The sequence below is a fragment of the Streptomyces sp. NPDC059787 genome (genome assembly GCF_042732315.1).
Lineage (GTDB): Bacteria > Actinomycetota > Actinomycetes > Streptomycetales > Streptomycetaceae > Streptomyces > Streptomyces atrovirens.
On record NZ_JBHWHX010000012.1, the window covers coordinates 40,059 to 60,769 of the forward strand.

16 protein-coding genes are annotated in these 20,711 nt (G+C 73.1%); 13 read left to right on the top strand and 3 right to left on the bottom strand.

The window, feature by feature from the left end; genetic code table 11:
* Positions 1 to 26: 26 nt before the first annotated feature.
* From ACFV5H_RS13880 to ACFV5H_RS13890, 3 genes are all read left to right on the top strand, one after another.
* Entirely contained in the window at positions 27 to 1,385 is a 1,359-nt protein-coding gene (locus tag ACFV5H_RS13880) for a maltokinase (RefSeq protein WP_385050063.1), read from the top strand.
* A 4-nt stretch (positions 1,386 to 1,389) separates the two neighbouring features.
* The gene (gene glgB / locus ACFV5H_RS13885; protein ID WP_385194786.1) at positions 1,390 to 3,615 is read left to right on the top strand and encodes a 1,4-alpha-glucan branching enzyme; all 2,226 of its coding nucleotides are present in this window, start codon (positions 1,390 to 1,392) and stop codon (positions 3,613 to 3,615) included.
* 109 nt (positions 3,616 to 3,724) lie between these two features.
* Positions 3,725 to 4,843, top strand: coding sequence for a glutamate--cysteine ligase (locus ACFV5H_RS13890; protein WP_385194789.1), 1,119 nt, complete (start codon positions 3,725 to 3,727; stop codon positions 4,841 to 4,843).
* A 27-nt stretch (positions 4,844 to 4,870) separates the two neighbouring features.
* Here ACFV5H_RS13890 and ACFV5H_RS13895 read toward each other — a convergent pair whose 3' ends face one another.
* A complete protein-coding gene (locus ACFV5H_RS13895; RefSeq protein WP_385050057.1) occupies positions 4,871 to 5,104 on the bottom strand; it encodes a DUF6480 family protein in 234 nt (77 codons plus the stop codon).
* A 153-nt stretch (positions 5,105 to 5,257) separates the two neighbouring features.
* On the opposite strand from ACFV5H_RS13895, the gene ACFV5H_RS13900 reads away from it, so the two are divergent.
* Positions 5,258 to 7,162 carry an AMP-dependent synthetase/ligase gene (locus ACFV5H_RS13900; RefSeq protein WP_385050056.1) on the top strand — a complete coding sequence of 635 codons (1,905 nt, stop codon included), beginning with the start codon at positions 5,258 to 5,260 and terminating at the stop codon, positions 7,160 to 7,162.
* 343 nt (positions 7,163 to 7,505) lie between these two features.
* The gene (locus tag ACFV5H_RS13905) at positions 7,506 to 7,940 is read left to right on the top strand and encodes an ATP-binding protein (protein ID WP_385050054.1); all 435 of its coding nucleotides are present in this window, start codon (positions 7,506 to 7,508) and stop codon (positions 7,938 to 7,940) included.
* A gap of 2 nt (positions 7,941 to 7,942) precedes the next feature.
* Here ACFV5H_RS13905 and ACFV5H_RS13910 read toward each other — a convergent pair whose 3' ends face one another.
* Both ACFV5H_RS13910 and ACFV5H_RS13915 read right to left on the bottom strand, forming a co-directional pair.
* Positions 7,943 to 8,374: an ATP-binding protein gene (locus ACFV5H_RS13910; RefSeq protein WP_385050052.1), complete on the bottom strand. Its 432-nt coding sequence runs from the start codon at positions 8,372 to 8,374 to the stop codon at positions 7,943 to 7,945.
* A complete protein-coding gene (locus tag ACFV5H_RS13915) occupies positions 8,371 to 8,742 on the bottom strand; it encodes a PRC-barrel domain containing protein (protein WP_385050050.1) in 372 nt (123 codons plus the stop codon). Before ACFV5H_RS13915 ends, ACFV5H_RS13910 begins: the two co-directional genes overlap by 4 nt.
* A 331-nt stretch (positions 8,743 to 9,073) precedes the next feature.
* Between ACFV5H_RS13915 and ACFV5H_RS13920 the strand changes: the two genes are divergently transcribed.
* From ACFV5H_RS13920 to ACFV5H_RS13955, 8 genes are all read left to right on the top strand, one after another.
* Positions 9,074 to 13,072: a HAMP domain-containing protein gene (locus tag ACFV5H_RS13920; RefSeq protein ID WP_385194792.1), complete on the top strand. Its 3,999-nt coding sequence runs from the start codon at positions 9,074 to 9,076 to the stop codon at positions 13,070 to 13,072.
* Positions 13,069 to 15,477, top strand: a complete 2,409-nt coding sequence (locus ACFV5H_RS13925) for a SpoIIE family protein phosphatase (RefSeq protein ID WP_385050046.1) — start codon at positions 13,069 to 13,071, stop codon at positions 15,475 to 15,477. Before ACFV5H_RS13920 ends, ACFV5H_RS13925 begins: the two co-directional genes overlap by 4 nt.
* Before the next feature lie 103 nt (positions 15,478 to 15,580).
* Positions 15,581 to 15,973 (top strand): STAS domain-containing protein, encoded by a 393-nt coding sequence (locus ACFV5H_RS13930; RefSeq protein ID WP_385050044.1) that lies wholly within the window; start codon positions 15,581 to 15,583, stop codon positions 15,971 to 15,973.
* Between the two features lie 127 nt (positions 15,974 to 16,100).
* Positions 16,101 to 17,000 (top strand): STAS domain-containing protein, encoded by a 900-nt coding sequence (locus ACFV5H_RS13935; RefSeq protein WP_385050042.1) that lies wholly within the window; start codon positions 16,101 to 16,103, stop codon positions 16,998 to 17,000.
* A complete protein-coding gene (locus ACFV5H_RS13940; RefSeq protein ID WP_385050040.1) occupies positions 16,997 to 17,416 on the top strand; it encodes an STAS domain-containing protein in 420 nt (139 codons plus the stop codon). The genes ACFV5H_RS13935 and ACFV5H_RS13940 overlap by 4 nt, the downstream gene beginning before the upstream one ends.
* Entirely contained in the window at positions 17,416 to 17,856 is a 441-nt protein-coding gene (locus ACFV5H_RS13945; protein ID WP_385050038.1) for an anti-sigma regulatory factor, read from the top strand. Before ACFV5H_RS13940 ends, ACFV5H_RS13945 begins: the two co-directional genes overlap by 1 nt.
* On the top strand, positions 17,856 to 18,908 hold the full coding sequence (locus ACFV5H_RS13950; RefSeq protein WP_385194795.1) for a SpoIIE family protein phosphatase: 1,053 nt from the start codon (positions 17,856 to 17,858) through the stop codon (positions 18,906 to 18,908). Before ACFV5H_RS13945 ends, ACFV5H_RS13950 begins: the two co-directional genes overlap by 1 nt.
* Complete coding sequence (locus ACFV5H_RS13955; RefSeq protein WP_385194797.1) at positions 18,905 to 20,620, top strand: PP2C family protein-serine/threonine phosphatase; 1,716 nt, start codon at positions 18,905 to 18,907, stop codon at positions 20,618 to 20,620. The genes ACFV5H_RS13950 and ACFV5H_RS13955 overlap by 4 nt, the downstream gene beginning before the upstream one ends.
* Positions 20,621 to 20,711: the final 91 nt, after the last annotated feature.

Below are 20,711 nucleotides of genomic sequence, written 5' to 3' on the forward strand. Positions count from 1 at the left end.
GTGTGCCGGGGAGAGGAGGCGTCACCATGACGAAGACCGCGTTCCTGCGGCCGCGAAGCGCGCCCGCCGAGCCCATGGAGTCGCTCACCGGGCTGCTGCGCGAGTGGCTGCCGCTGCAGCGCTGGTTCGCCGGCAAGGACCGGCCCGTCACCGACCTCGGTGTGCTCTCGATGACGGAGCTGTTCCCGGGCTGTCTGCACATGCTGGTGCACGCCGGTCACGGAGGCGTGCCCGCTCCCGGCGGCACACCCCCGGCCGGTGACTGCTACCAGCTCCTCCTCGGCGTACGGGAGCACCCCTCGCCGCGGCTCGGCAAGGCACTCATCGGCAGGGTGCCGGACGGCCGGCTGGCCGGACTGACGGTCTACGACGCCCTGCACGACCCGCGCGCCGCCCAGCTGCTCCTGGAACGGCTGCGCCACCCCGGCGCGGCGGGCCCGCTGCGGTTCGAGTGCGACGGGTCCCAGCAGGTGCCCGCCGGACTGGTGCCGCGCCTGATGACCGCCGAGCAGTCCAACTCCTCCCTGGTGTACGGCGACGAGTACATCCTGAAGGTGTTCCGGCGCGTCCAGCCCGGTGTCAATCCGGACCTGGAGGTGCCCGGGGCGCTGGCCCGGCAGGGCTGCCACCGGGTGCCCGCCCCGGTGGCCTGGCTGCGCACCACGTACCCGTTCAACGCGACGCTCGGTGTGCTCCAGCCGTATCTGCGCAACGCCTCCGACGGCTGGACGCTGGCCCTCGACGCGCTCGCCGCCGGTGACGACTTCACCGCGCAGTCGCACGCGCTGGGCCGGGCCACGGCGGACGTCCACCTGGCGCTGTCCACGGCGTTCCCCGTCGGCGCGCCCGGCGAGAACGGGCGGACGGCGGCGGCGATGACCGAGCGGCTGACCGCCGCGGCGCACGCCGTCCCCGCGCTCCAGCCGTTCGTGCCGGGACTGCGGGCCGCCTTCGCCGCCCTGACCACCTGCGACGCCGGGCCGCCCGCCCAGCGCGTCCACGGCGACCTGCACCTGGGACAGGTACTGCGGGCGGGGCGCGAGTGGTTCGTCATCGACTTCGAGGGCGAGCCGTCCCGGCCGCTCTCCGAACGGCGCAGCGCCCACTCCCCCGTGCGGGACATCGCCGGGATGCTGCGCTCCTTCGACTACGCCGCCCGCCAGCGCCGCCCCTGGCGCCCGGAGTGGGCGCGCCGCTGCCGTGAGGCCTACTGCGCGGGCTACGCCGCCCGCGCCGGCTGGGACCCGCGCAAGAAGCACGGCCTGCTCCGCGCCTACGAGACGGACCGGGCCGTGTACGAGGTGCTGTACGAGGCCCGGCACCGACCCGACTGGCTGCCCGTACCCATGGCGGCGATCGAGCGCCTCGCCGTGAGAGGAGACTGAAGCCGTGGCCCTGCGTGACACCCCGCTTCCCGAGTCGGCCGGGCCCGTCCCGTCCGCCGCCGCGCCCCCCGGCGCCGCACCCGCCCTCGACCCGACCGACCGGGGGCGCCTGCTGGCGGGCGCCCACCATGATCCGCACGCGCTGCTCGGCGCCCATCCGGTACCCGGCGGGATCGCCTTCCGGGCGCTGCGGCCCTTCGCGCGTGAGGTGGGTGTGGTCGTCGACGGCGAACGCACCCCGCTCGTGTCGGAGGGCGACGGCCTCTTCTCCGGCGTACTGCCGCTGGACGCGGTCCCCGCGTACACGCTGACGGTGGCCTACGGCGACGACGCGGCCGTCGAGACACACGATCCGTACCGGTTCCTGCCCGCGCTCGGCGAGTTCGACCTGCACCTGATCGGCGAGGGCCGGCACGAGGAGCTGTGGACGGCGCTCGGCGCGCACCCGACGACCCACCAGGGCGTCACCGGCACCCGCTTCACGGTGTGGGCGCCGAACGCGCAGGGGGTGAGGGTCGCCGCCGACTTCACCCACTGGGACGGCACGGCGTTCCCGATGCGCTCGCTCGGCTCGTCCGGGGTGTGGGAGCTGTTCCTGCCCGGCATCGGTGAGGGCACCTGCTACAAGTTCGAGATCCACTCCCGCTACGGCCACCGGTTCCTCAAGGCCGACCCGATGGCGCGGCGCACGGAGGCGCCGCCGAACACGGCGTCCGTCGTGACGGCCTCGCACTACGAGTGGGGCGACGCCGACTGGTTCGCGCGGCGGGCGGCGACGCCCGTGCACGAGGCGCCGTTCTCGGTGTACGAGGTGCACCTGCCGTCCTGGCGGCCGGGACTGACGTACCGCGAACTCGCCGAAGAGCTCCCGGCGTACGTCAAGGACCTCGGCTTCACCCACGTGGAGCTGATGCCGGTCGCCGAGCACCCCTTCGGGCCGTCCTGGGGCTACCAGGTCACCGGCTTCTACGCGCCGACCGCCCGGCTGGGCACCCCGGACGACTTCAAGTACCTGATCGACGCGCTGCACCGGGCCGGCATCGGCGTGATCATGGACTGGGTGCCGGCGCACTTCCCCAAGGACGACTGGGCACTGGCCCGGTTCGACGGGGACCCGCTGTACGAGCCCGGGGACTCCCGGCGCGCGGAGCACCCCGACTGGGGGACGTACACCTTCGACTTCGCCCGCACCGAGGTGCGCAACTTCCTGGTCGCGAACGCCGTGTACTGGTGCCAGGAGTTCCACATCGACGGACTGCGGGTGGACGCGGTGGCCTCCATGCTCTACCTGGACTACTCGCGCGAGGACGGAGGCTGGGAGCCGAACGCGTACGGCGGCCGGGAGGACCTGGCGGCGATGGCGTTCCTCCAGGAGATGAACGCGACCGTGTACCGGCGCTGCCCCGGGGTGGTGACCATCGCGGAGGAGTCCACGGCGTGGGGCGGGGTGACCCGGCCCACCGACACCGGCGGTCTCGGGTTCGGCCTGAAGTGGAACATGGGCTGGATGCACGACTCGCTGGAGTACGTCTCCCACGAGCCGGTGCACCGCAAGTACCACCACCACGAGATGACGTTCGCGATGGTGTACGCCTACAGCGAGAACTACGTGCTGCCCATCTCGCACGACGAGGTGGTGCACGGCAAACAGGCGCTGGTGTCGAAGATGCCGGGCGACTGGTGGCAGCGGCGGGCGAACCTGCGGGCCTACCTCGGTTTCATGTGGGCCCACCCCGGCAAGCAACTGCTGTTCATGGGGCAGGAGTTCGCGCAGGGTGCCGAGTGGTCCGAGAAGGCCGGCCCGGAGTGGTGGCTGCTCGACGACGGGTACCACTCCGCGGGCGACCACCGAGGGGTGCGGGACCTGGTGCGCGACCTCAACACCCACTACCGGGCGACCCCGGCGCTGTGGCAGCGCGACACCGACCCGTCCGGCTTCCGGTGGGTGTCGGTCGACGCGGCCGACGACAACGTCTTCGCGTTCCTGCGGTACGACACCGAGGGCCGGCCGCTGCTCGCGGTGTCGAACTTCTCCCCCGTGGTCCGGCACGACTACGCCCTCGGTGTCGGTGACGACGTGATCGCCTGGCAGGAGGTCCTCAACACCGACGCCGCGCACTACGGCGGCGGGGACATCACGCACCCGGACCCGGTCAAGCCCGAGGACGGCACCGTCCGGCTCACGCTGCCGCCGCTCGCGACGATGTGGCTGACACCGGTCGCCCTGTGAGGGGCCGGCGGCGCCGCCAGGTGTCCGAGGCCCTCACCGGGGCATTCGGGGTCGTACGGCCGAGGTCTTCTCGGCGTCGTCACGACAGGACACAGAAGGGCGGCACCAGGTGCGCACCGTCGGAGTGGAGGAGGAGCTCCTCCTGGTCGATCCGGAGAGCGGCGAACCGCGGGCGATGTCCGCGGCGGTACTCGCCCGTGCCGCCCGGGACGGCGCGGAGCAGGACGTCTTCGAGAAGGAACTGCACGAGCAGATGCTGGAGTTCGCCACGCATCCGCAGTCCTCGATGGAGAGCCTGCACGCGGAGATCGTCCGCTGCCGCGAGGAGGCCGCCGGGCACGCCGGGAAGATCGGCTGTGCCGTGGCCGCCCTCGCCACCTCGCCGCTGCCGGTCAGCCCGGCCATCGGCGTCAACCGGCGGTACCGGTGGATGGAGGAGCAGTACGGCATCGCCACCCGGGAACAGCTCGTCATGGGCTGCCACGTCCATGTGTCCGTCGAGTCCGACGAGGAGGGCGTCGGGGTCGTGGACCGGCTGCGGCCCTGGCTGACGGTGCTGGCGGCGCTGAGCGCGAACTCGCCGTTCTGGCAGGGCAAGGAGACGGGGTACAGCAGCTACCGCAGCCGGGTCTGGCAGCGCTGGCCGTCCGCCGGTCCCACCGAGACGTTCGGCTCGGCCGAGCGCTACCACCGGCGGGTCGCCGACATGGTGGCCACCGGTGTCATCCTCGACGAGAAGATGGTCTACTTCGACGCCCGGCTGTCCCAGCAGTACCCGACGGTGGAGATCCGCGTCTCCGACGTCTGTCTGCACGCGGAGACGGCGGCGCTGATCGCCACCCTCGCGCGCGCACTGGTGGAGACCGCGGCACGCGAGTGGCGGGCCGGCCGGGAGCCGGTGGACCCCGGTGTCAGCCTGCTCCGGCTGGCCGCCTGGCAGGCGGCCCGGTCGGGGCTGACGGGCGAGCTGCTCCACCCGGAGACCATGCGGCGCATGCCGGCGGAGACGGTCGTACGCGACCTCCTCGACCACGCCGCCGAGGCCCTGGAGGCCACCGGCGACCTGGAGCGCGCCCGCGAGGGCTGCGCACGGCTGCTGCGCGACGGCAACGGGGCGCAGGTGCAGCGCGCCCTGCTGGAACGCACGGGGAGTCTGAGGGACGTCGTCACGGAGTGCGTACGGCACACCCAGGGGGCGGGGCGTACGGGGTCCGCTCCTCGCGGGTAGGGGGCGTCTCCTCGCGGTCAGGGGGCGTCAGAGGATGAGGATGATGGCGTAGACCAGGAAGAACGCCGCGATCAGCGCCACGAGGACGAGGATCGCGGTCATCGGGCCCTTGGCCCAGCCCTTGGTCGGGTTGTGCGTCTCCCGGGGGCCCGCCTCGGGCATGCTGCTCTCCGCGGGCGGGGTCTCGCCCGGGGGTACGCCGCCGCCCGGTTCGAGGCCGGTGCTGCGTTCCGGATCGGGATCTGGATTGACGTAACTCATGCCCTCCGGGTCCCCCGAAAGCGGCGAGATCATCAGTGCGGACACACTTGTCGCGATCCCGGCGCGTGGGCGCTCCGGCTCGGCTACATTCAGGCACCGCCGATGACGGTGCTCATCGGCCGAGTCACAGCCCGTACACGTCAGGAGCAGTGCATGCGCGACCTCGCTCTCGCTCCCCCATCCGCCTCGCCCCTGGCCGGCGGCCTCGCCGACAGCCTCTTCGAGACGGCGGCCGAGAGCCCCGCCCTGCCGGTGCTCGCCCGCCGCGCCGGTCCGGCCTCCGCCACCTGGGAGCGGATCACCGCCATCGAGTTCCGCGACGAGGTCGTCGCCGTGGCCAAGGGCCTGGTGGTGTCCGGGATCTCGCCCGGCACGCGGGTGGCGATCATGGCGCGCACCCGCTACGAGTGGACCCTCCTGGGCCATGCCCTGTGGGCGGTGGGCGCCGAGGTCGTCCCCATCTATCCGACCTCCTCGCGCGAGCAGGTCGAGTGGATCCTGCGGGACTCCGGCTGTGTGGCCGTGCTGGTGGAGGACGAGCAGGGCGTGATGACCGTCGGGTCCGTGTGCGCCGCGCTGCCGGCGCTGCGGCACGTGTGGCAGCTGGACGCGGGCGCGCTGGACCAGCTGGTGGCGCGCGGCGAGTTCATCCCGGCGGCCACGGTGGACTCGATGCGCCGCATCGTCCTGCCGGACTCCACGGCCGTCGTCGCCTACACCTCCGGCACCTCCGGCCACGCCATGGGCTGCGCGCTGAGCCACCGCGGCCTGGCCTTCATGAGCGACACCCTGCTGGCGGGCTGGGGCCACGTCACGGCGCCCCCCGGTGAGCAGGCCGCCGTCCTCGCCTTCCTGCCCTTCTCCCACGTCTACGGTCTGATGATCCAGGTGCTGTGCGTGCGCGGCGGGCTGCTGATGGGGCACGAACCCGACATCGGCGGGGAGTCCCTGGCCTCGGCCCTGCGCACCTTCCGGCCCACCTATCTGTACGCCGTCCCGTCGCTGCTGGAGAAGATCTACAAGAACTTCCTGCGCTCGGCACAGCTGTCGGGCCGCGGTGCCCTGTTCGAGCGGGCGGCCGGCACGGCACAGGACTTCGCCGCCGCGCTGGAGCGGCAGCGGCTGGGTCTCGGCTCCGGGCCGGGCCTCGACCTGCGGCTGCAGCACGCCCTGTACGAGCGCACGGTCTACCGCAGGCTGCGGGCCACGCTGGGCGGCCGGGTGCTGCGGGCCACCTCCGGGGGGTCGACGCTCCACCGCGACCTGTCCCTCTTCTACGAGGGGATCGGCATCTACGTCCACGACGGCTACGGGCTCACCGAGACCAGCGGCGGGGTGACGATGCAGCCGTTCGGGCGGGAGAAGTCCGGCACCGTCGGGCAGGCACTGCCGGGCACCGGGATACGGGTGGCCGACGACGGGGAGATCCTGGTGCGCGGGCCGTCGGTGTTCCAGGGGTACGTGGGCGACGAGGCCGCCACCCGGGCCGTGCTGCGCGACGGCTGGCTGGCCACGGGCGATCTGGGCCGGCTGGACGCCGAGGGCTACCTCACGATCACCGGCCGCAAGAAGGACATCATCATCACGAGCAGCGGCAAGAGCGTGGCGCCGTCGGCCCTGGAGCAGCGGCTGCGGATGCACCCGCTGGTCCACCAGGCCGTGGTCGTGGGCGACAACCGGCCGTGCGTGGGTGCCCTGATCACGCTGGACCCGGAGTTCCTCAACGACTGGCGGGCGGCGCTGTCCCTGCCGGGCGACGCGCCGGCCCGGGAGGCGCGGGAGGAGAACGCGCTGCGGGAGGAGATCGCGCGGGCGGTCGCCGCGGCCAACAGCAGTGTGTCGCGCTCGGAGTCGATCCGGGTGTTCCGGGTGCTGCCCGAACCGTTCGACGTGGCCAACGGGCTGCTGACGCCGTCGATGAAACTGCGCCGGGACGAGATCGTGCGGCACTACGCGCTGGAGATCGACGCGATGTACCACTCCCGGACCCGTCCGGGACGGACACCGGCCGTGGACGACCCGTCCGGCTGGGACGACTCGGACAACGTCTTCCGCTGAGCGTCCGGGGAGGGCCGGGTCCTGTCCGGCCCTCCCCGTCGTCCGTCCGAGGGGCGGCCCCGCGCGAGCTCGGTCCGAGCGTGCGGTCGCAGGGCGTCGGAGCGTCCTCGACGGAGCCCGTTCATGGGGGTCCCCCTCCGGGGAGCGCGTGCCGGGCGTCGCGCGGCGGGCGGGACGGACGTCGTGGGCAGGCTCCGGGAGCCGCTGCCGGTCGGTGACGGGTTTGTCACCGGGCGGGCACGGGCATGCGGGCGCGTAGGCTCCGCCCGCACGGGAACCCACAGTTCCAGGGGGCGCAGACGCGAGGACGACTGCCCCGCGACGACGGGGCCTGGAAGGCGAGATGGCACGCGAGCCGCGTAGGGACAGGACACTGGCTGCCGAGGACATCACGAGCCGCATCGCCAGCTTCCCGGGGGAGCTGCACGATGTGACGGACGCACGCCTGGTCGCGGAGGAGTTCCTCTTCGACCTGGCCCGTGTGGTGGCGCCGTCGGCCCCGGAGCACTGGGACGACATACTCCTGGTGGTCACGGAGCTGGCCGCCAACGCGGTGCAGTACGCGCCGGGCCCGTTCCAGCTGCGTCTGCGCAGAACGTTCGACGGAGTGCACGTGGTGATGCACGACACCAGCACCACCGAGCCGGCCCCGCGGCCCTTCCACCCCAACCGCGGCGGCGGCGGGATCGGCTGGCACCTGATCCACACGCTGTGCGACCAGGTCAGCGTCGTCGGCGACGACCACGGCAAGGACATCCACGTCTTCCTGCCCTGGTGAGCCTAGGCCGGCGCGTCGCGCAGGGGGACGAGCACGCTGACGGTCTTGCCGCCCCCGGGGCGCCTGCGGATGTCGATGTCCCGCGCCAGCCGGATCACCAGGGGCCATCCGTAACCGCTGCCGCGGTGCACGGCCGGCAGGGCGCCGGTCCCGCCGGCGGCCTCGGGGATGACGTCACTGTGGTCGTGGACGGCGATCCGCACACCCTCCCCGGTCGTCCGCACGTCGAAGCCGGCCAGTCCGGCGCCGTGCCGGATGGCGTTGGTGACCAGCTCCGACACGACGAGCGAGAGGTCGATCATGTCCTGGTGGTGCGGGGTGCGGCCCTCGGAGTCCCAGCGCGCCCGCACCGTCGCCTCGGCGTGCGCCCGCGCGCCGGCGGCACTGCGCACCCCCGTGCCGTCGGCCGGGCGCGTCTGCCGTGCGGTGCTCACTCGGCGGGACTCTCGCGCGGCGGCAGCCGATGGTAGTAATCGCCGACCTCGGTGAGGTAGGCGGGGTCCATGGTCTCGCTGTCGGTCCGGAACCGGGGCGCTTCCTTCACCTCGGCCCTGGTGCAGGCCAACGTCACCTGGCGTTCCCCGGCGTGGACGGCCGTGACGACGCCGACCGGCACCAGGAGGCTGCGGCCGAACACCCACACCCCGGTGTCGACGACGAGGTGCCGCATGCCGTGGTGGTCGGCCTGCCGGTCCACGTGGCCGATGGTGCCGTCGCTCGCGACGACGGTGTAGTCCGTGAGGTCCTGCCCCTGGACCTGGTCCAGGTCCGGCGCGTACGACCAGATGCTGTCGATGGACACTGCTCCTTGCCTCCCCGATGACGACGGATCCCCTGGGCGTCGCCCAGCTCCACAGCAGCAAATACCCGTCAGGCGCGTGCGCATTCGAAAGGCGTGGACCAAAACCGCGCGCGCCGGCGCTCCGACGCTCCGCGTCCGGTCAAATCAAGCCGAGTACCCCTCAATGACCAAGGTATGCAAGCGATTCCGAGTTTTCTCGAATCGTTTTCCCCCGAGGCGCCGCGCTTTGTTCCGCACCCGCCACCTGGGTTAGCCTTCGGCGTATTTTCTCATCGCGCACATCCGTGAACTGCGGAAACGCGCACTGACTCTGGCCGGAACGAGGGTGCGCATGACCAGCAAGAGCACCGAGGGGACCGAGGCGGCACCGGGGGACCAGGAGCTGAGGCGGCTCCTGGCGGGGCTGACGGCCGTACGGGACGGGGACTTCGGCACCCGGCTGCCGGACGACGCGGACGGCCTCATGGGGGACATCGCCAAGGTCTTCAACGGGATGGTGGACCAGCTGTCGGTGTTCACCTCCGAGGTGACACGGGTGGCCCGCGAGGTCGGCACCGAGGGGGCGCTGGGCGGCCAGGCGCAGGTGCCGGGGGTCTCGGGCACGTGGTCCGACCTGACGGACTCGGTGAACGCGATGGCGGGCAACCTCACCGCGCAGGTCCGCTCCATCGCCCAGGTGACGACGGCGGTCGCCAAGGGCGACCTGTCGCAGAAGATCACCGTGGACGCCCGCGGCGAGATCCTCGAACTCAAGAACACCATCAACACGATGGTCGACCAGCTCTCCGCCTTCGCCGACGAGGTCACCCGCGTCGCCCGCGAGGTAGGCACCGAGGGTCGCCTCGGCGGCCAGGCCGACGTGCAGGGCGTGAAGGGCACCTGGCGCGATCTCACCCACTCGGTGAACTTCATGGCCGGCAACCTCACCGGTCAGGTCCGCAACATCGCGCTGGTGGCGACGGCGGTCGCCAAGGGCGACCTGTCGCAGAAGATCACCGTGGACGCCCGCGGCGAGATCCTCGAACTCAAGAACACGATCAACACGATGGTCGACCAGCTCTCCGCCTTCGCCGACGAGGTCACCCGCGTCGCCCGCGAGGTCGGCACCGAGGGCCGCCTCGGCGGCCAGGCGCAGGTGCGCGGCGTCTCCGGCACCTGGAAGGACCTCACCGACAACGTCAACGTGATGGCGTCCAACCTGACCGGTCAGGTCCGCTCCATCGCCCAGGTCGCCTCCGCGGTGGGCCGGGGCGACCTGTCGCAGCGGATCAGGGTCGAGGCGGCCGGGGAGGTCGGGGCGCTGGCCGACGTCATCAACACCATGGTCGACACGCTGTCGGCCTTCGCCGACGAGGTCACCCGCGTCGCCCGCGAGGTAGGCACCGAGGGCCGCCTCGGCGGCCAGGCGCACGTGCCCCATGTCGCGGGTACCTGGAAGGACCTCACCGACAACGTCAACTCCATGGCCAACAACCTCACCGGTCAGGTCCGCAACATCGCGCTGGTGACGACCGCCGTGGCCCGCGGTGACCTGTCGAAGAAGATCGACGTCGACGCGCGCGGCGAGATCCTCGAGCTGAAGACGACCATCAACACGATGGTCGACCAGCTCTCCGCCTTCGCCCAGGAGGTCACCCGCGTCGCCCGCGAGGTCGGCACCGAGGGCCGCCTCGGCGGACAGGCGGAGGTCGAGGGCGTCTCCGGCACCTGGAAGCGGCTCACGGAGAACGTCAACGAACTGGCGGGCAACCTCACCCGGCAGGTCCGGGCGATCGCCGAGGTCACGAGCGCGGTCGCCGAGGGCGACCTGACCCGCTCCGTCAACGTGGAGGCCTCCGGTGAGGTCGCCGAGCTCAAGGACAACATCAACTCGATGGTGGAGTCCCTGCGCGAGACCACTCGGGCCAACCAGGAGCAGGACTGGCTCAAGACCAACCTCGCCCGGGTCTCCGGCCTGATGCAGGGCCACCGCGACCTGCCCGTGGTCGCCGAGCTGATCATGGACGAGCTGGTGCCGCTGGTGTCGGCCCAGTACGGCGCCTTCTACCTCGCGGAGGACGGCGACGGCGGCCACGGGCTGCGGCTCGTCGGCTCCTACGGCTACCCCGACGACGACGGCCGGCCCACCCGGATCGCCTTCGGCCGGACCCTGGTCGGCCAGGCCGCGCGCAGCCGCCGCACCATCACGGTGGACGAGCTGCCGCCGGACTACGTCACCATCTCCTCCGGACTGGGGCAGGTGGTGCCGACCACGCTGGTGCTGCTGCCCATCGTGGTCGAGGGCCAGGTCCTCGGCGTGATCGAGCTGGCGTCGGTGACCCCGTTCACCCAGATCCACCAGGACTTCCTGGCCCAGCTGATGGAGACCATCGGCGTCAACGTCAATACCATCGTGGCCAACGCCCGCACCGACGAGCTGCTCGTCGAGTCGCAGCGGCTCACCGCCGAACTGCAGGAACGCTCGGCGGAGTTGCAGACCCAGCAGGAGGAACTCCAGCACTCCAACGCCGAACTGGAGGACAAGGCCGCGCTGCTGGCCGCGCAGAACCGGGACATCGAGGCGAAGAACCTCCAGATCGAGCAGGCCCGGCAGGAGCTGGAGGCACGGGCCCAGCAGCTGTCGCTGGCCTCGAAGTACAAGTCCGAGTTCCTGGCGAACATGAGCCACGAGCTGCGCACCCCGCTCAACAGCCTGCTGATCCTGGCCCAGTTGCTCGCCCAGAACCCCTCGCGCAACCTCAGCCCCAAGCAGGTCGAGTACGCGCAGATCATCCACTCGGCCGGCTCGGACCTGCTGCAGCTGATCAACGACATCCTCGATCTGTCCAAGGTCGAGGCCGGGAAGATGGACGTCAGCCCCGAGCGGGTGGAGCTGCGCCGGCTCATCGAGTACGTCGAGGCCACCTTCCGGCCGATGACGATGCAGAAGAGCCTGGACTTCACCGTGACGACGGCGCCCGGCGCGCCGGCCGACCTGCTCACCGACGACTCGCGGCTGCGGCAGGTGCTGCGCAACCTGCTGTCCAACGCGGTCAAGTTCACCGAGCGGGGCGGTGTGGAGCTGCGGATCGAGCCCGCGCCGGACGACGAGGTGCCCAGCGGTGTGCTGCGGGGCGGGTCCGTGGTGGCCTTCCGGGTGCAGGACACCGGTGTGGGCATTCCCGAGCAGCACCTGGAGGCGATCTTCGGCGCCTTCCAGCAGGCGGACGGCACGACGAGCCGCAAGTACGGCGGCACCGGGCTCGGTCTGTCCATCACCCGGGAGATCGCACATCTGCTGGGCGGCGCGGTGACGGTGGACAGCGTCGCGGGCCAGGGCAGCACGTTCACCCTGTTCCTGCCCGTGGCCCGGCCGGACTTCGAGGAGCTGCTGCGGCCCGTCGTCGTCCCGGACGGGGAGCGGGGCGAGGTCCTGCCGGAGGTGCCGGCCCGGCAGCCGGCGGCGCTCGAGGCGGGGCCGGCGTCCGGCCGGCGTCCGCGGCGGCTGCTCGTGGTGGAGGAGCGGCCCCGGGGCCTGCTGACCCTGGTCGCGGAGAGCGTGGTCCAGGATGTCGCGCACGGCGACGGCGCCTCCCGTCCCTCGGTCGACATACTCACCGCCGTCGGCGCCCAGGAGGCGGCCGGTGCGCTGGCCGCCGATCCGTGCCACTGCGTGGTGCTGGAGCTCGGCACGGCCCAGGAGGAGGTCACCCGCTTCCTGGAGGCGCTGCGGGGCGACTCCGCCCTGGCGAGCGTGCCGGTGCTGGTGCACAGCGGCCACCGGGTGGACGCGGCGGTGGAGGAGGACCTGCGGTCCCGTGCCGATGGCACCGCGCTGGAGTTCCTGTCCAGCCTCGACGAGCTGCGCGAACGCATCGCCCTGCACCTCTCCGCGGAGGAGCCCGGCGACGTGCTGTCGCTGGTGCGGCCCGACGAGCCGCAGCGGCCTGCGCCGCAGACCGTGGTGGACGACTCGTTCTCCGGCCGCACCATCCTCGTCGTCGACGACGACGCGCGCAATCTCTTCGCGCTCAGCGGGATCCTGGAGCTGCACGGCTTCCGGGTGCTGCACGCGGAGAACGGCCGCAAGGGCATCGAGAGACTGGTGGACAACCCCGACGTGGCGCTCGTGCTGATGGACGTGATGATGCCCGAGCTGGACGGCTACGCCGCCACGGCCGAGATCCGCACCATGCCGCGGTACGCCGAGCTGCCCATCATCGCCGTCACCGCGAAGGCGATGCCCGGGGACCGGGAGAAGAGCCTCGCCTCGGGGGCCAGCGACTACGTCACCAAACCGGTCGACACCCAGGACCTGATCGCCTGCGTCCGCCGCTGGCTGCCCGCATGAGCCCCGGGGAGCAGGGCGAGCGGCTCGACGGGTTCCGCCTCGAACGGCCGTCGGCCGGACCGGCCGGGGTGTCCGCGGACTCGCCCGTGGGCAGGCTGGCGGCCACCGTGGACCGGCTCAGCCGGGAGGTGCGGGCCGCACAGGCCGAGGCCGAGGGCAGGGCGCTGATCGAACTCGCCAAGGGCATCCTCGTCGAACGGCTGGGGTGCGGTCCCTCGCAGGCCGCCCGCCAGCTCGCCGAGCTGACCGAGCAGGCCGGGACGACCCAGCTGGAGTTCGCGGTCGAGGTCATCAACCAGGCCGCCCGGGACCGGATGTCCGAGGTGACGGACGCCTTCCTGGCCGCCACCCGGGCCGCCGAGGAGGCGAGGCAGGACCCCGCCGTCGTACGGCTGCGCGCGGCCGAGAGCGGGGCGCTGGCGGCGGACGACACCCAGGCCGTGGCCGAGTCCCTGCTGGCGCAGGCGCTGCGTCCGCTGGGCGCGGTGGCCGTGGCGATCTGGGCGGTCGGCGCCGACGGATCGCTCACCCTGGCGGGCAGCGCCGGCTTCTCCCCCGCGGAGGCCGCGCGCTGGTACTACGTACCGCCGGACGTGGCGACGGTCGCCCGGTGCGGCCTCGCGGAGCGCGACGGCCTGTGGATCACGTCGCTGGCCGAGCGGGGCCTGCCCAGTGTCGGCCGGCACCATCACCCGGACGGCGGCAGGGCGGCCGTACCCGCCGGTACGGGGGGCCGTGTGTACGGCGTGCTGGAGATCGTCTGGCCGGCTCCGCTGCCCGAACAGCCGCCGCAGATCGTGCGCCAGGTGGAGGCCCTGGCGGAGCTGTGCGCGCACACCCTGGAGACGTACACGGCGCCGGGCGGCCCGGACCGGCAGCCCCGGGCGCTGCCGGACGCCGCGGAGCTGATGGACCTGGCCGACGGGCTGTACGACCCGGCCCTCGTCCTGGTGCCGCACCTGGACGACCAGGGCAACCTGCTGGACTTCCGCATCCAGCACGTCAACAGCCGTTTCCTGGACCCGGCGGGCCGGCCGCGCGCCATGGTCAGCGGCGCGCTGCTCCTGGAGGCGTACCCGATGGCCGCCGGGAACAGCGAGCTCTTCCAGCGAATCGAACGGGTGTACGCCACGGGGGAGCCGTTCCGCGCCCGGCGCATGAACCTGACCGCCCTCGTCGACCAGGTGCCGCTCGCCTCGGTCGCCGACATCAGTGTCAGCCGGCACGGCTCCGGCATCCTGTTCATCTGGCGGATCGAGGACGAGACGGCCCGCCTGGCGAGCCTGCTCCAGCACGCCCAGCGGCTCGGCCGGATCGGCGGGTTCGAGGAGAACCTGCTGACCGGGGAGATCACCTGGAACGGGCAGCTCTTCGACCTGTACGGGCGTCCGCAGTCCAGCCTGCCGGTACCGCTGGAGGAGCTGCCGGCCCACGCCCACCCGGACGACGCCGTCACCATCGGCCGCTTCCTGCGCACGCTGCTGCACCACCGGCGCCCGGCGTCGGCCGCCTTCCGGCTGCAACGCCCCGACGGGGTGACCCGGCACATCCGGGTCGTCGCCGAGCCGGTCCTGGACACCGACGGCCGGCTGCTCACCACCCGCGGCGCCTACCAGGACATCTCCTCCCAGCACTGGACCGAGGTGGCGCTGGCGGCCACCCGCGACCAGCTCGCGCACACCGAGCAGCACGCCAGCGAGCGCGACCGGCTGGCGCTGCAGTTGCAGCGCGCCATCATGCCGCCCACCCAGGCGCCGCTGCAGGTGCCCGACCTGGACGTGGCCGTCCGCTACCGGCCCGCGGAGGCCGAGCAGCTGGTGGGCGGCGACTGGTACGACGCCGTGGTGCTGCCGTCCGGGCTGGTGCTGCTGTGCGTGGGCGACGTCGCCGGCCACGGCATAGAGGCGGCGACCAGCATGGTCGTCCTGCGCAACGCGCTGCGCGGCCTCGCGGTCACCGGGGCGGGCCCCGGACAGCTGCTGTCGTGGCTGAACATCGTGACGCACCACCTGACGGGCGGCGTCACCGCCACCGCCGTGTGCGGTCTGTACGACCCGGACTCGCACACGCTGCGGTGGGCCCGTGCGGGTCATCTGCCGCCGGTGCTGGTGCGGGGCTCCGAGGCCGCTCCGCTGCCGCTGGTGCGCGGGATGCTGCTCGGTGCCGTGCCGGAGGCGGTGTACGAGGAGTCGGAGGTGCGGCTGGCCGCCGAGGACAACCTGCTGATGTACACGGACGGTCTGATCGAGCGCCGGGACCGCAGCGTGGAGGAGTCACTGACCCATCTGCTCACCACCGCCGCCACCGCCCCGGACACGCTCGACCAGCGGCTGGACCGGCTGCTCACGTACAGCAGGTCGGACACGGACGACGACACCTGCATCGTCGGCATCCGGGTCGGCTGAGGAGTGAGCCTCGGCCCGCCGGGCGGGCCGAGGCATGACCGGGCGATTCGGGGGTACGCGCGGCTGCGCGACGAAGAGCTTGATCACCTTGTTGGAGGTACTCGTGCCCATTGCCCAGGACCCGTTGTCCGTCGAGGTGACCCTGCCGCGTGAGGACGTGGCGCTGCTCACCGTGGAGGGGTACTTGGACGTCGACACGGCGACCGAGTTCCAGCACCACCTGGCGAACCAGCTGCATCACGGCCGCCGGCACTTCCTGCTCGACCTGTCGGCGGTCCCCTTCATGGACTCGTCCGGCATGAACATCATCCTCCGGGTCTACCAGGAGGCCCGTGAGCTGCCGGGGAGCGTGCACATCATCTCCCCCACCTCCGCGGTGCGCCGCATCCTGGACCTGACGGGCGTGAGCATCACCGTGCCCGTCTCGGAGAGCGTCGACGAGGCACTGGAACGCGTGGACGGGCTGCCGGGGGTCCCGGTCGAACCGGAGGCCTGAGCGCGGTCCCCACGCTCCGGCGCCCACGGCGCCCGGGCGTGGTCGGAGTGGCCATCCGGCCGAGGTCACATCGCCGCCCCGGCGTTCGGGCGCGGTGCGACGCAACGACGACGAGGAGAACAGACAGGTGCCGGAGCACGAAGCGGGCGGACCACTCGGAACACCGACGCACGAGGTCAGGGACTTCCTGCGGCGCCGGCGCGAGCAGATCGCCCAGCGATGGGCGGACGAGCCCCTGTTCCGTACGGTGTTCACGGTCTCGCGCGACGAGGCGGTGGAGGCGGGGAAGGCGGTCGTCGACGCGCTGGCCCAGGTCGCCGACGCGCAGCGGGTCGAGGACCCGGACGCCGCGGGCTTCACGGCGGTGCGCGAGCAGCTGGCGCGGATGGGGGCGGCCCGCTCCCGCGCGGGGCTGTCGCCCACGCAGGTGGCGAGCGAGCTGGCGGCGCTGCGGCCGCCGGTGGAGAACCTCCTGGTCGCCGATCTGGAGCAGGCCCCGCCCGAGGAGCTGCGGGAGTGCTCGACCACGCTGAGCGTGCTCATGGGAACGCTGCGGCTGGTGGCCATGCAGACCGCGCTGAGCGAGGTGCAGGCGCTCACCGACCGGCAGCGGCTGCAGCTCCTCGAGGTGGCGACACCGGTGATCAAGCTGTGGGACGGCATCGTGGCGGTCCCGCTGATCGGGACGCTGGACAGCGCCCGCAGCCAGGTGGTGATGGAGACCCTGCTGAACGCGGTCGTCGAGCAGCACGCCCGGTTCGCGATCCTCGACATCACCGGTGTGCCGACGGTCGACTCCCTGGTGGCGCAGCACCTGATGAAGACGGTCGCCGCGGCCCGGCTGATGGGCGCGGAGTGCGTGGTGTCCGGCATCCGCCCGGCGATCGCGCAGACCATCGTGCACCTCGGTCTGGACCTCGGCACGGTGAAGACGCGGGCGAGCCTCGCCGACGCGCTCGGGTACTGCCTGCACGAGCTGGGGACGAACATCGTGCACACGGCCCCCGACGGAGCGGGCCGGCGGTGAGTGAGGAGTTCGCCCGCCCGGTCGCGGGACATGTGCCGGTCCTCAGGCTCGGTGACGTTCTGCTGGTCACCCTCCAGGGGGACCTGTACGACAGCACGGCACACCGGCTTCAGCAGGACCTCTCCGAGACGATCGCCCGCAGCGGGGCCACGGGGGTGGTCATCGACATCTCCGGGGTGGAGATCGTCGACTCCTTCCTCGGGCGGGTGCTGGCCGAGACCGCGGCGCAGACCGAGCTGCTGGCCGCGCGCACCGTGGTGGCCGGTATGCGGCCCGCGGTCGCCATCACCCTGGTGGAGCTGGGTCTGACGCTGCCGGGGCTGCGGACCGCGCTCACCACCGAGGCGGCGATGGAGCTCCTCGCGCAGCCCGTCGTGTCGCCGCGTTCCGGCGGCGTGCGCGAGGAGAGTCCGTGATGCCCACCGCCGCGGGCGTCGAGGCCCGCCTGCCCATCCGGTCGGACATGGACCTGGTGTGGGTACGTCAGCATGTGCGGCAGGCCGCCGCCCAGCTCGGCTTCGGTCTGGTGGACCAGACGAAACTGGTGACCGCCGCCAGCGAGCTGGCCCGCAACACCCTGGTGCACGGCGGGGGCGGCCTGATGGAGGCGTCGCACGTCACCACCGGCGGGGCCGACGGGCTGCGGCTGGCCTTCAGCGACTCGGGCCCCGGCATCCCCGACCTCGACCGGGCGCTCAGTGACGGCTACACCTCCGGCGGCGGGCTGGGGATGGGGCTGGGCGGTGCCCGGCGCCTGGTGCACGACTTCGAGGTCGAGAGCGCCCCGGGGTCGGGGACCACGGTGCGGGTGACCTCGTGGGTGACCCGGCCGCCGCGCCGGCGTGAGGACGTCTGATGCCCCGCGTCCGGTACGTGCCGGTGCAGGACTCGACCCGGGTGCGCGACGTCCGGGTCGCGGCGGAGGAGGCCGCGGCGGCGGCCGGGCTCGACGACCAGCGCACCGCCGCCGCGGCGCTGGTGGCGACCGAGCTGGCCACCAACCTCCTCAAGCACGCACAGGCGGGAGAGGTGGTCGTCGACCTCGTGGACCCGCCCGTACCGCGTGAGGGCCGGCCGGGACAGGTCGTGCAGATCACCGCGCTCGACCACGGGCCGGGGATCTCCGATGTGGACGGTGCGCTGCGGGACGGGTTCTCCACCGCCGACTCGCTCGGCGCGGGCCTCGGCACCTGCCGGCGCCTGGCCGACGACTTCGCCCTGCACAGCGCCCTCGGCCGGGGCACCGTGGCGGTGGCCCGCATCGGCTCCGCCGCCGGTGGGGGCTCCGCCGGGGCCCCCGGTGTGCGCGTCGGCGGTGTGAACGTCCCGTTCGCCGGGGCGGACTTCTCGGGGGACGCCTGGGCCTGGGTCAGGTCCGGTGACCGGCTGACCCTGATGCTGGCCGACGGTCTCGGCCACGGGAGCGAGGCGGCGCGTGCCTCGACGGCCGCCGTCGAGGAGCTGCGCCACTGGGCCCGGCTCCCGCCCGCCGAGTGCCTGCCGAAGCTCCACGCGGCGCTGGCCGGCACCCGGGGCGCGGCCGTCGCCGTGGCGCAGCTCGACACCTGGTCCGGGCGGCTGCGCTTCGCGGGGATCGGCAATGTGACGGCCCGGCTGCGGGAGGGCGACCGCTGGCGGACCCTGCTGTCCCGGCCCGGCATCGTCGGGGTGCACCGGCCGGGCACCGTGCGCGAGGACGAGGTCGCCTGGACCCCGGAGAGTCTGCTGATCCTGCACACCGACGGTCTGCCCAGCCGCTGGACGCCTCCCCCGGACACGGGGCTTCTGTCCGCCGACCCGGCCGTGACGGCCGCCGTGGCCGTCCGCGACGCCGGCAGTCCCGCGCGTCCGGTGCGGGACGACACCGCCGTGGCCGTGCTGGCCCCCGCACCGCCGGACCGCCCATGACGCACACCTGGCGGATCCGGACCGTCACGGACGCGGCACGCGCCCGGATAGCCGTGGCCCGGCTGGCCGCGGCGCACGGGGTGCCCCCCGTCGAACGCGCGCGGCTGGCCGCGGCACTCAGCGGCCAGCTGCGGCAGTGCCTCACCAAGGGCGGCGTCTGGATGCTCACCCTGGACGGCCCCGGCCCCTCCGCCGGGGCGGGGGCGCTGCACGTGGCGGTGACGCCGGCACCGGGCGCGGGCGCCGCCGGCCGCGCCCCGTGGACGGTGGCCGTTCCGTGCCCCGAGCCGGGCCGGGCGTCCGACGCGGGCCCGGTGACGAGGGACCCGGCCGTCCTGTCCGAGGCGCTGCTGGGCGCCGACGAGGACACGGCCGTGGTGCTGGACAAGCTCGCCGAGCAGGAGGAACTGGTCGCCTTCCACCGGGAGGAGCTGCACCAGACCAACCAGGGCGTCCTGGCGCTGCACGCCGAGCTGGACGCGGCGGGACGCGCGCAGCGGGAGGCGTTCGCCGCCGAGCGCCGGGCGCGCGAGGAGGCGGAGAACGCGCGCCGCAGGCTGACGTTCCTGGCGGACGCGAGCGCCGTGCTGAACGCCTCGCTCAACCACGACGAGATCGTGAGCCGGCTGCCGGAGCTGCTGGTGCCGCGGTACGCCCACCACGTCGACGTATGGCTGTTCGACCACGAGGACGACCGGTACCGGCCCACGTCCCGCCCGCGCGCGGCGATCCACGCGGCCCGCACCGGGCGCCCCCAGTACGCGGCCGGTCACCCCGGCGGCCTGCCCGGGGTGGACGACCGGCCCCCGTCGGCCCTGGACCCCGGCCGGCCGCTGCTGTGCATCCCGCTGCTGACCCGCCGGGCGCCGCTGGGGGTGCTGACCCTGTCGCCGCCCGGTGAGCGCTGGGACCCGGACGACGCCGTGATGCTGCTCGAACTCGCCCGGCGGGCCGGCACCGCCATCGACAACGCCCGCCGCTTCGAGCACAACCGTGACATCGCCGAGACGCTGCAGCGCGCCCTGCTCACCGACCTGCCGGCGACGCCGGGGCTGAGCCTGGCCGCGCGCTATCTCCCCGCCACGCACGGGCTGAACATCGGCGGCGACTGGTACGACGCCTTCCGGCAGCGCGACGGCGGTCTGATCACCGTCATCGGCGACGTGACCGGGCACGGGCTGCACGCGGCGGTGATGATGAGCCAGCTGCGCACCGCGCTGCGCGCCTACGCCGTCGACGGCGACAGCCCCGGCCGGCTGCTGACCCGGCTGCACGGGTATCTGCGCCATCTCCAGCCCGATCTGTTCGCCACGGCGGTCATCGCCCGGTTCCATCCCGACGGGCAGACGCTGACGTGGGCCGCCGCCGGTCATCCGCCGCCGGTGCTGCGGCTGCCCGACGGGCGGGTGCGCACCCTGGACGCCAAGCCCGGCGCGATGCTCGGCATCCCGCTGAAGCAGGACATCGACGACCACATCGAGCGGCTGCCGCCCGGTTCGACGCTCGCGCTCTACACGGACGGGCTGGTGGAGCGGCGCGCCCGGGGCATCGACCCGGGCATCGAGCGGCTCGCGGCGGCCCTGGGCTCGTTCGGTCCGGCGGAGCTGGACGCGGATCTGGAGGACTCGGCGGACCGGCTCCTGCGCCCCCTGCTGAGCGACTCCGAGCGCGACGACGACGTCTGCCTGCTCCTGTGCCACCTGCGCGGCTGAGCCGGCCGCCGACTCCCTTCCCGGTGCGTTCCGGCGAAGGTGCGGGCATCGTGGTGCCGAACAGGGGCACGCGTCAGTTGTCGATGTTCGA

Excerpts from the sequence above, each read along its gene's own strand:
- ACFV5H_RS13880 (WP_385050063.1), top strand. The coding sequence starts at position 27 with ATGACGAAGACCGCGTTCCTGCGGCCGCGAAGCGCGCCCGCCGAGCCC.
- ACFV5H_RS13920 (WP_385194792.1), top strand. The coding sequence starts at position 9,074 with ATGACCAGCAAGAGCACCGAGGGGACCGAGGCGGCACCGGGGGACCAG.
- ACFV5H_RS13905 (WP_385050054.1), top strand. The coding sequence starts at position 7,506 with ATGGCACGCGAGCCGCGTAGGGACAGGACACTGGCTGCCGAGGACATC.
- ACFV5H_RS13925 (WP_385050046.1), top strand. The coding sequence starts at position 13,069 with ATGAGCCCCGGGGAGCAGGGCGAGCGGCTCGACGGGTTCCGCCTCGAA.
- ACFV5H_RS13895 (WP_385050057.1), bottom strand. The coding sequence starts at position 5,104 with ATGAGTTACGTCAATCCAGATCCCGATCCGGAACGCAGCACCGGCCTC.
- ACFV5H_RS13900 (WP_385050056.1), top strand. The coding sequence starts at position 5,258 with ATGCGCGACCTCGCTCTCGCTCCCCCATCCGCCTCGCCCCTGGCCGGC.
- ACFV5H_RS13945 (WP_385050038.1), top strand. The coding sequence starts at position 17,416 with ATGCCCACCGCCGCGGGCGTCGAGGCCCGCCTGCCCATCCGGTCGGAC.
- ACFV5H_RS13950 (WP_385194795.1), top strand. The coding sequence starts at position 17,856 with ATGCCCCGCGTCCGGTACGTGCCGGTGCAGGACTCGACCCGGGTGCGC.
- ACFV5H_RS13955 (WP_385194797.1), top strand. The coding sequence starts at position 18,905 with ATGACGCACACCTGGCGGATCCGGACCGTCACGGACGCGGCACGCGCC.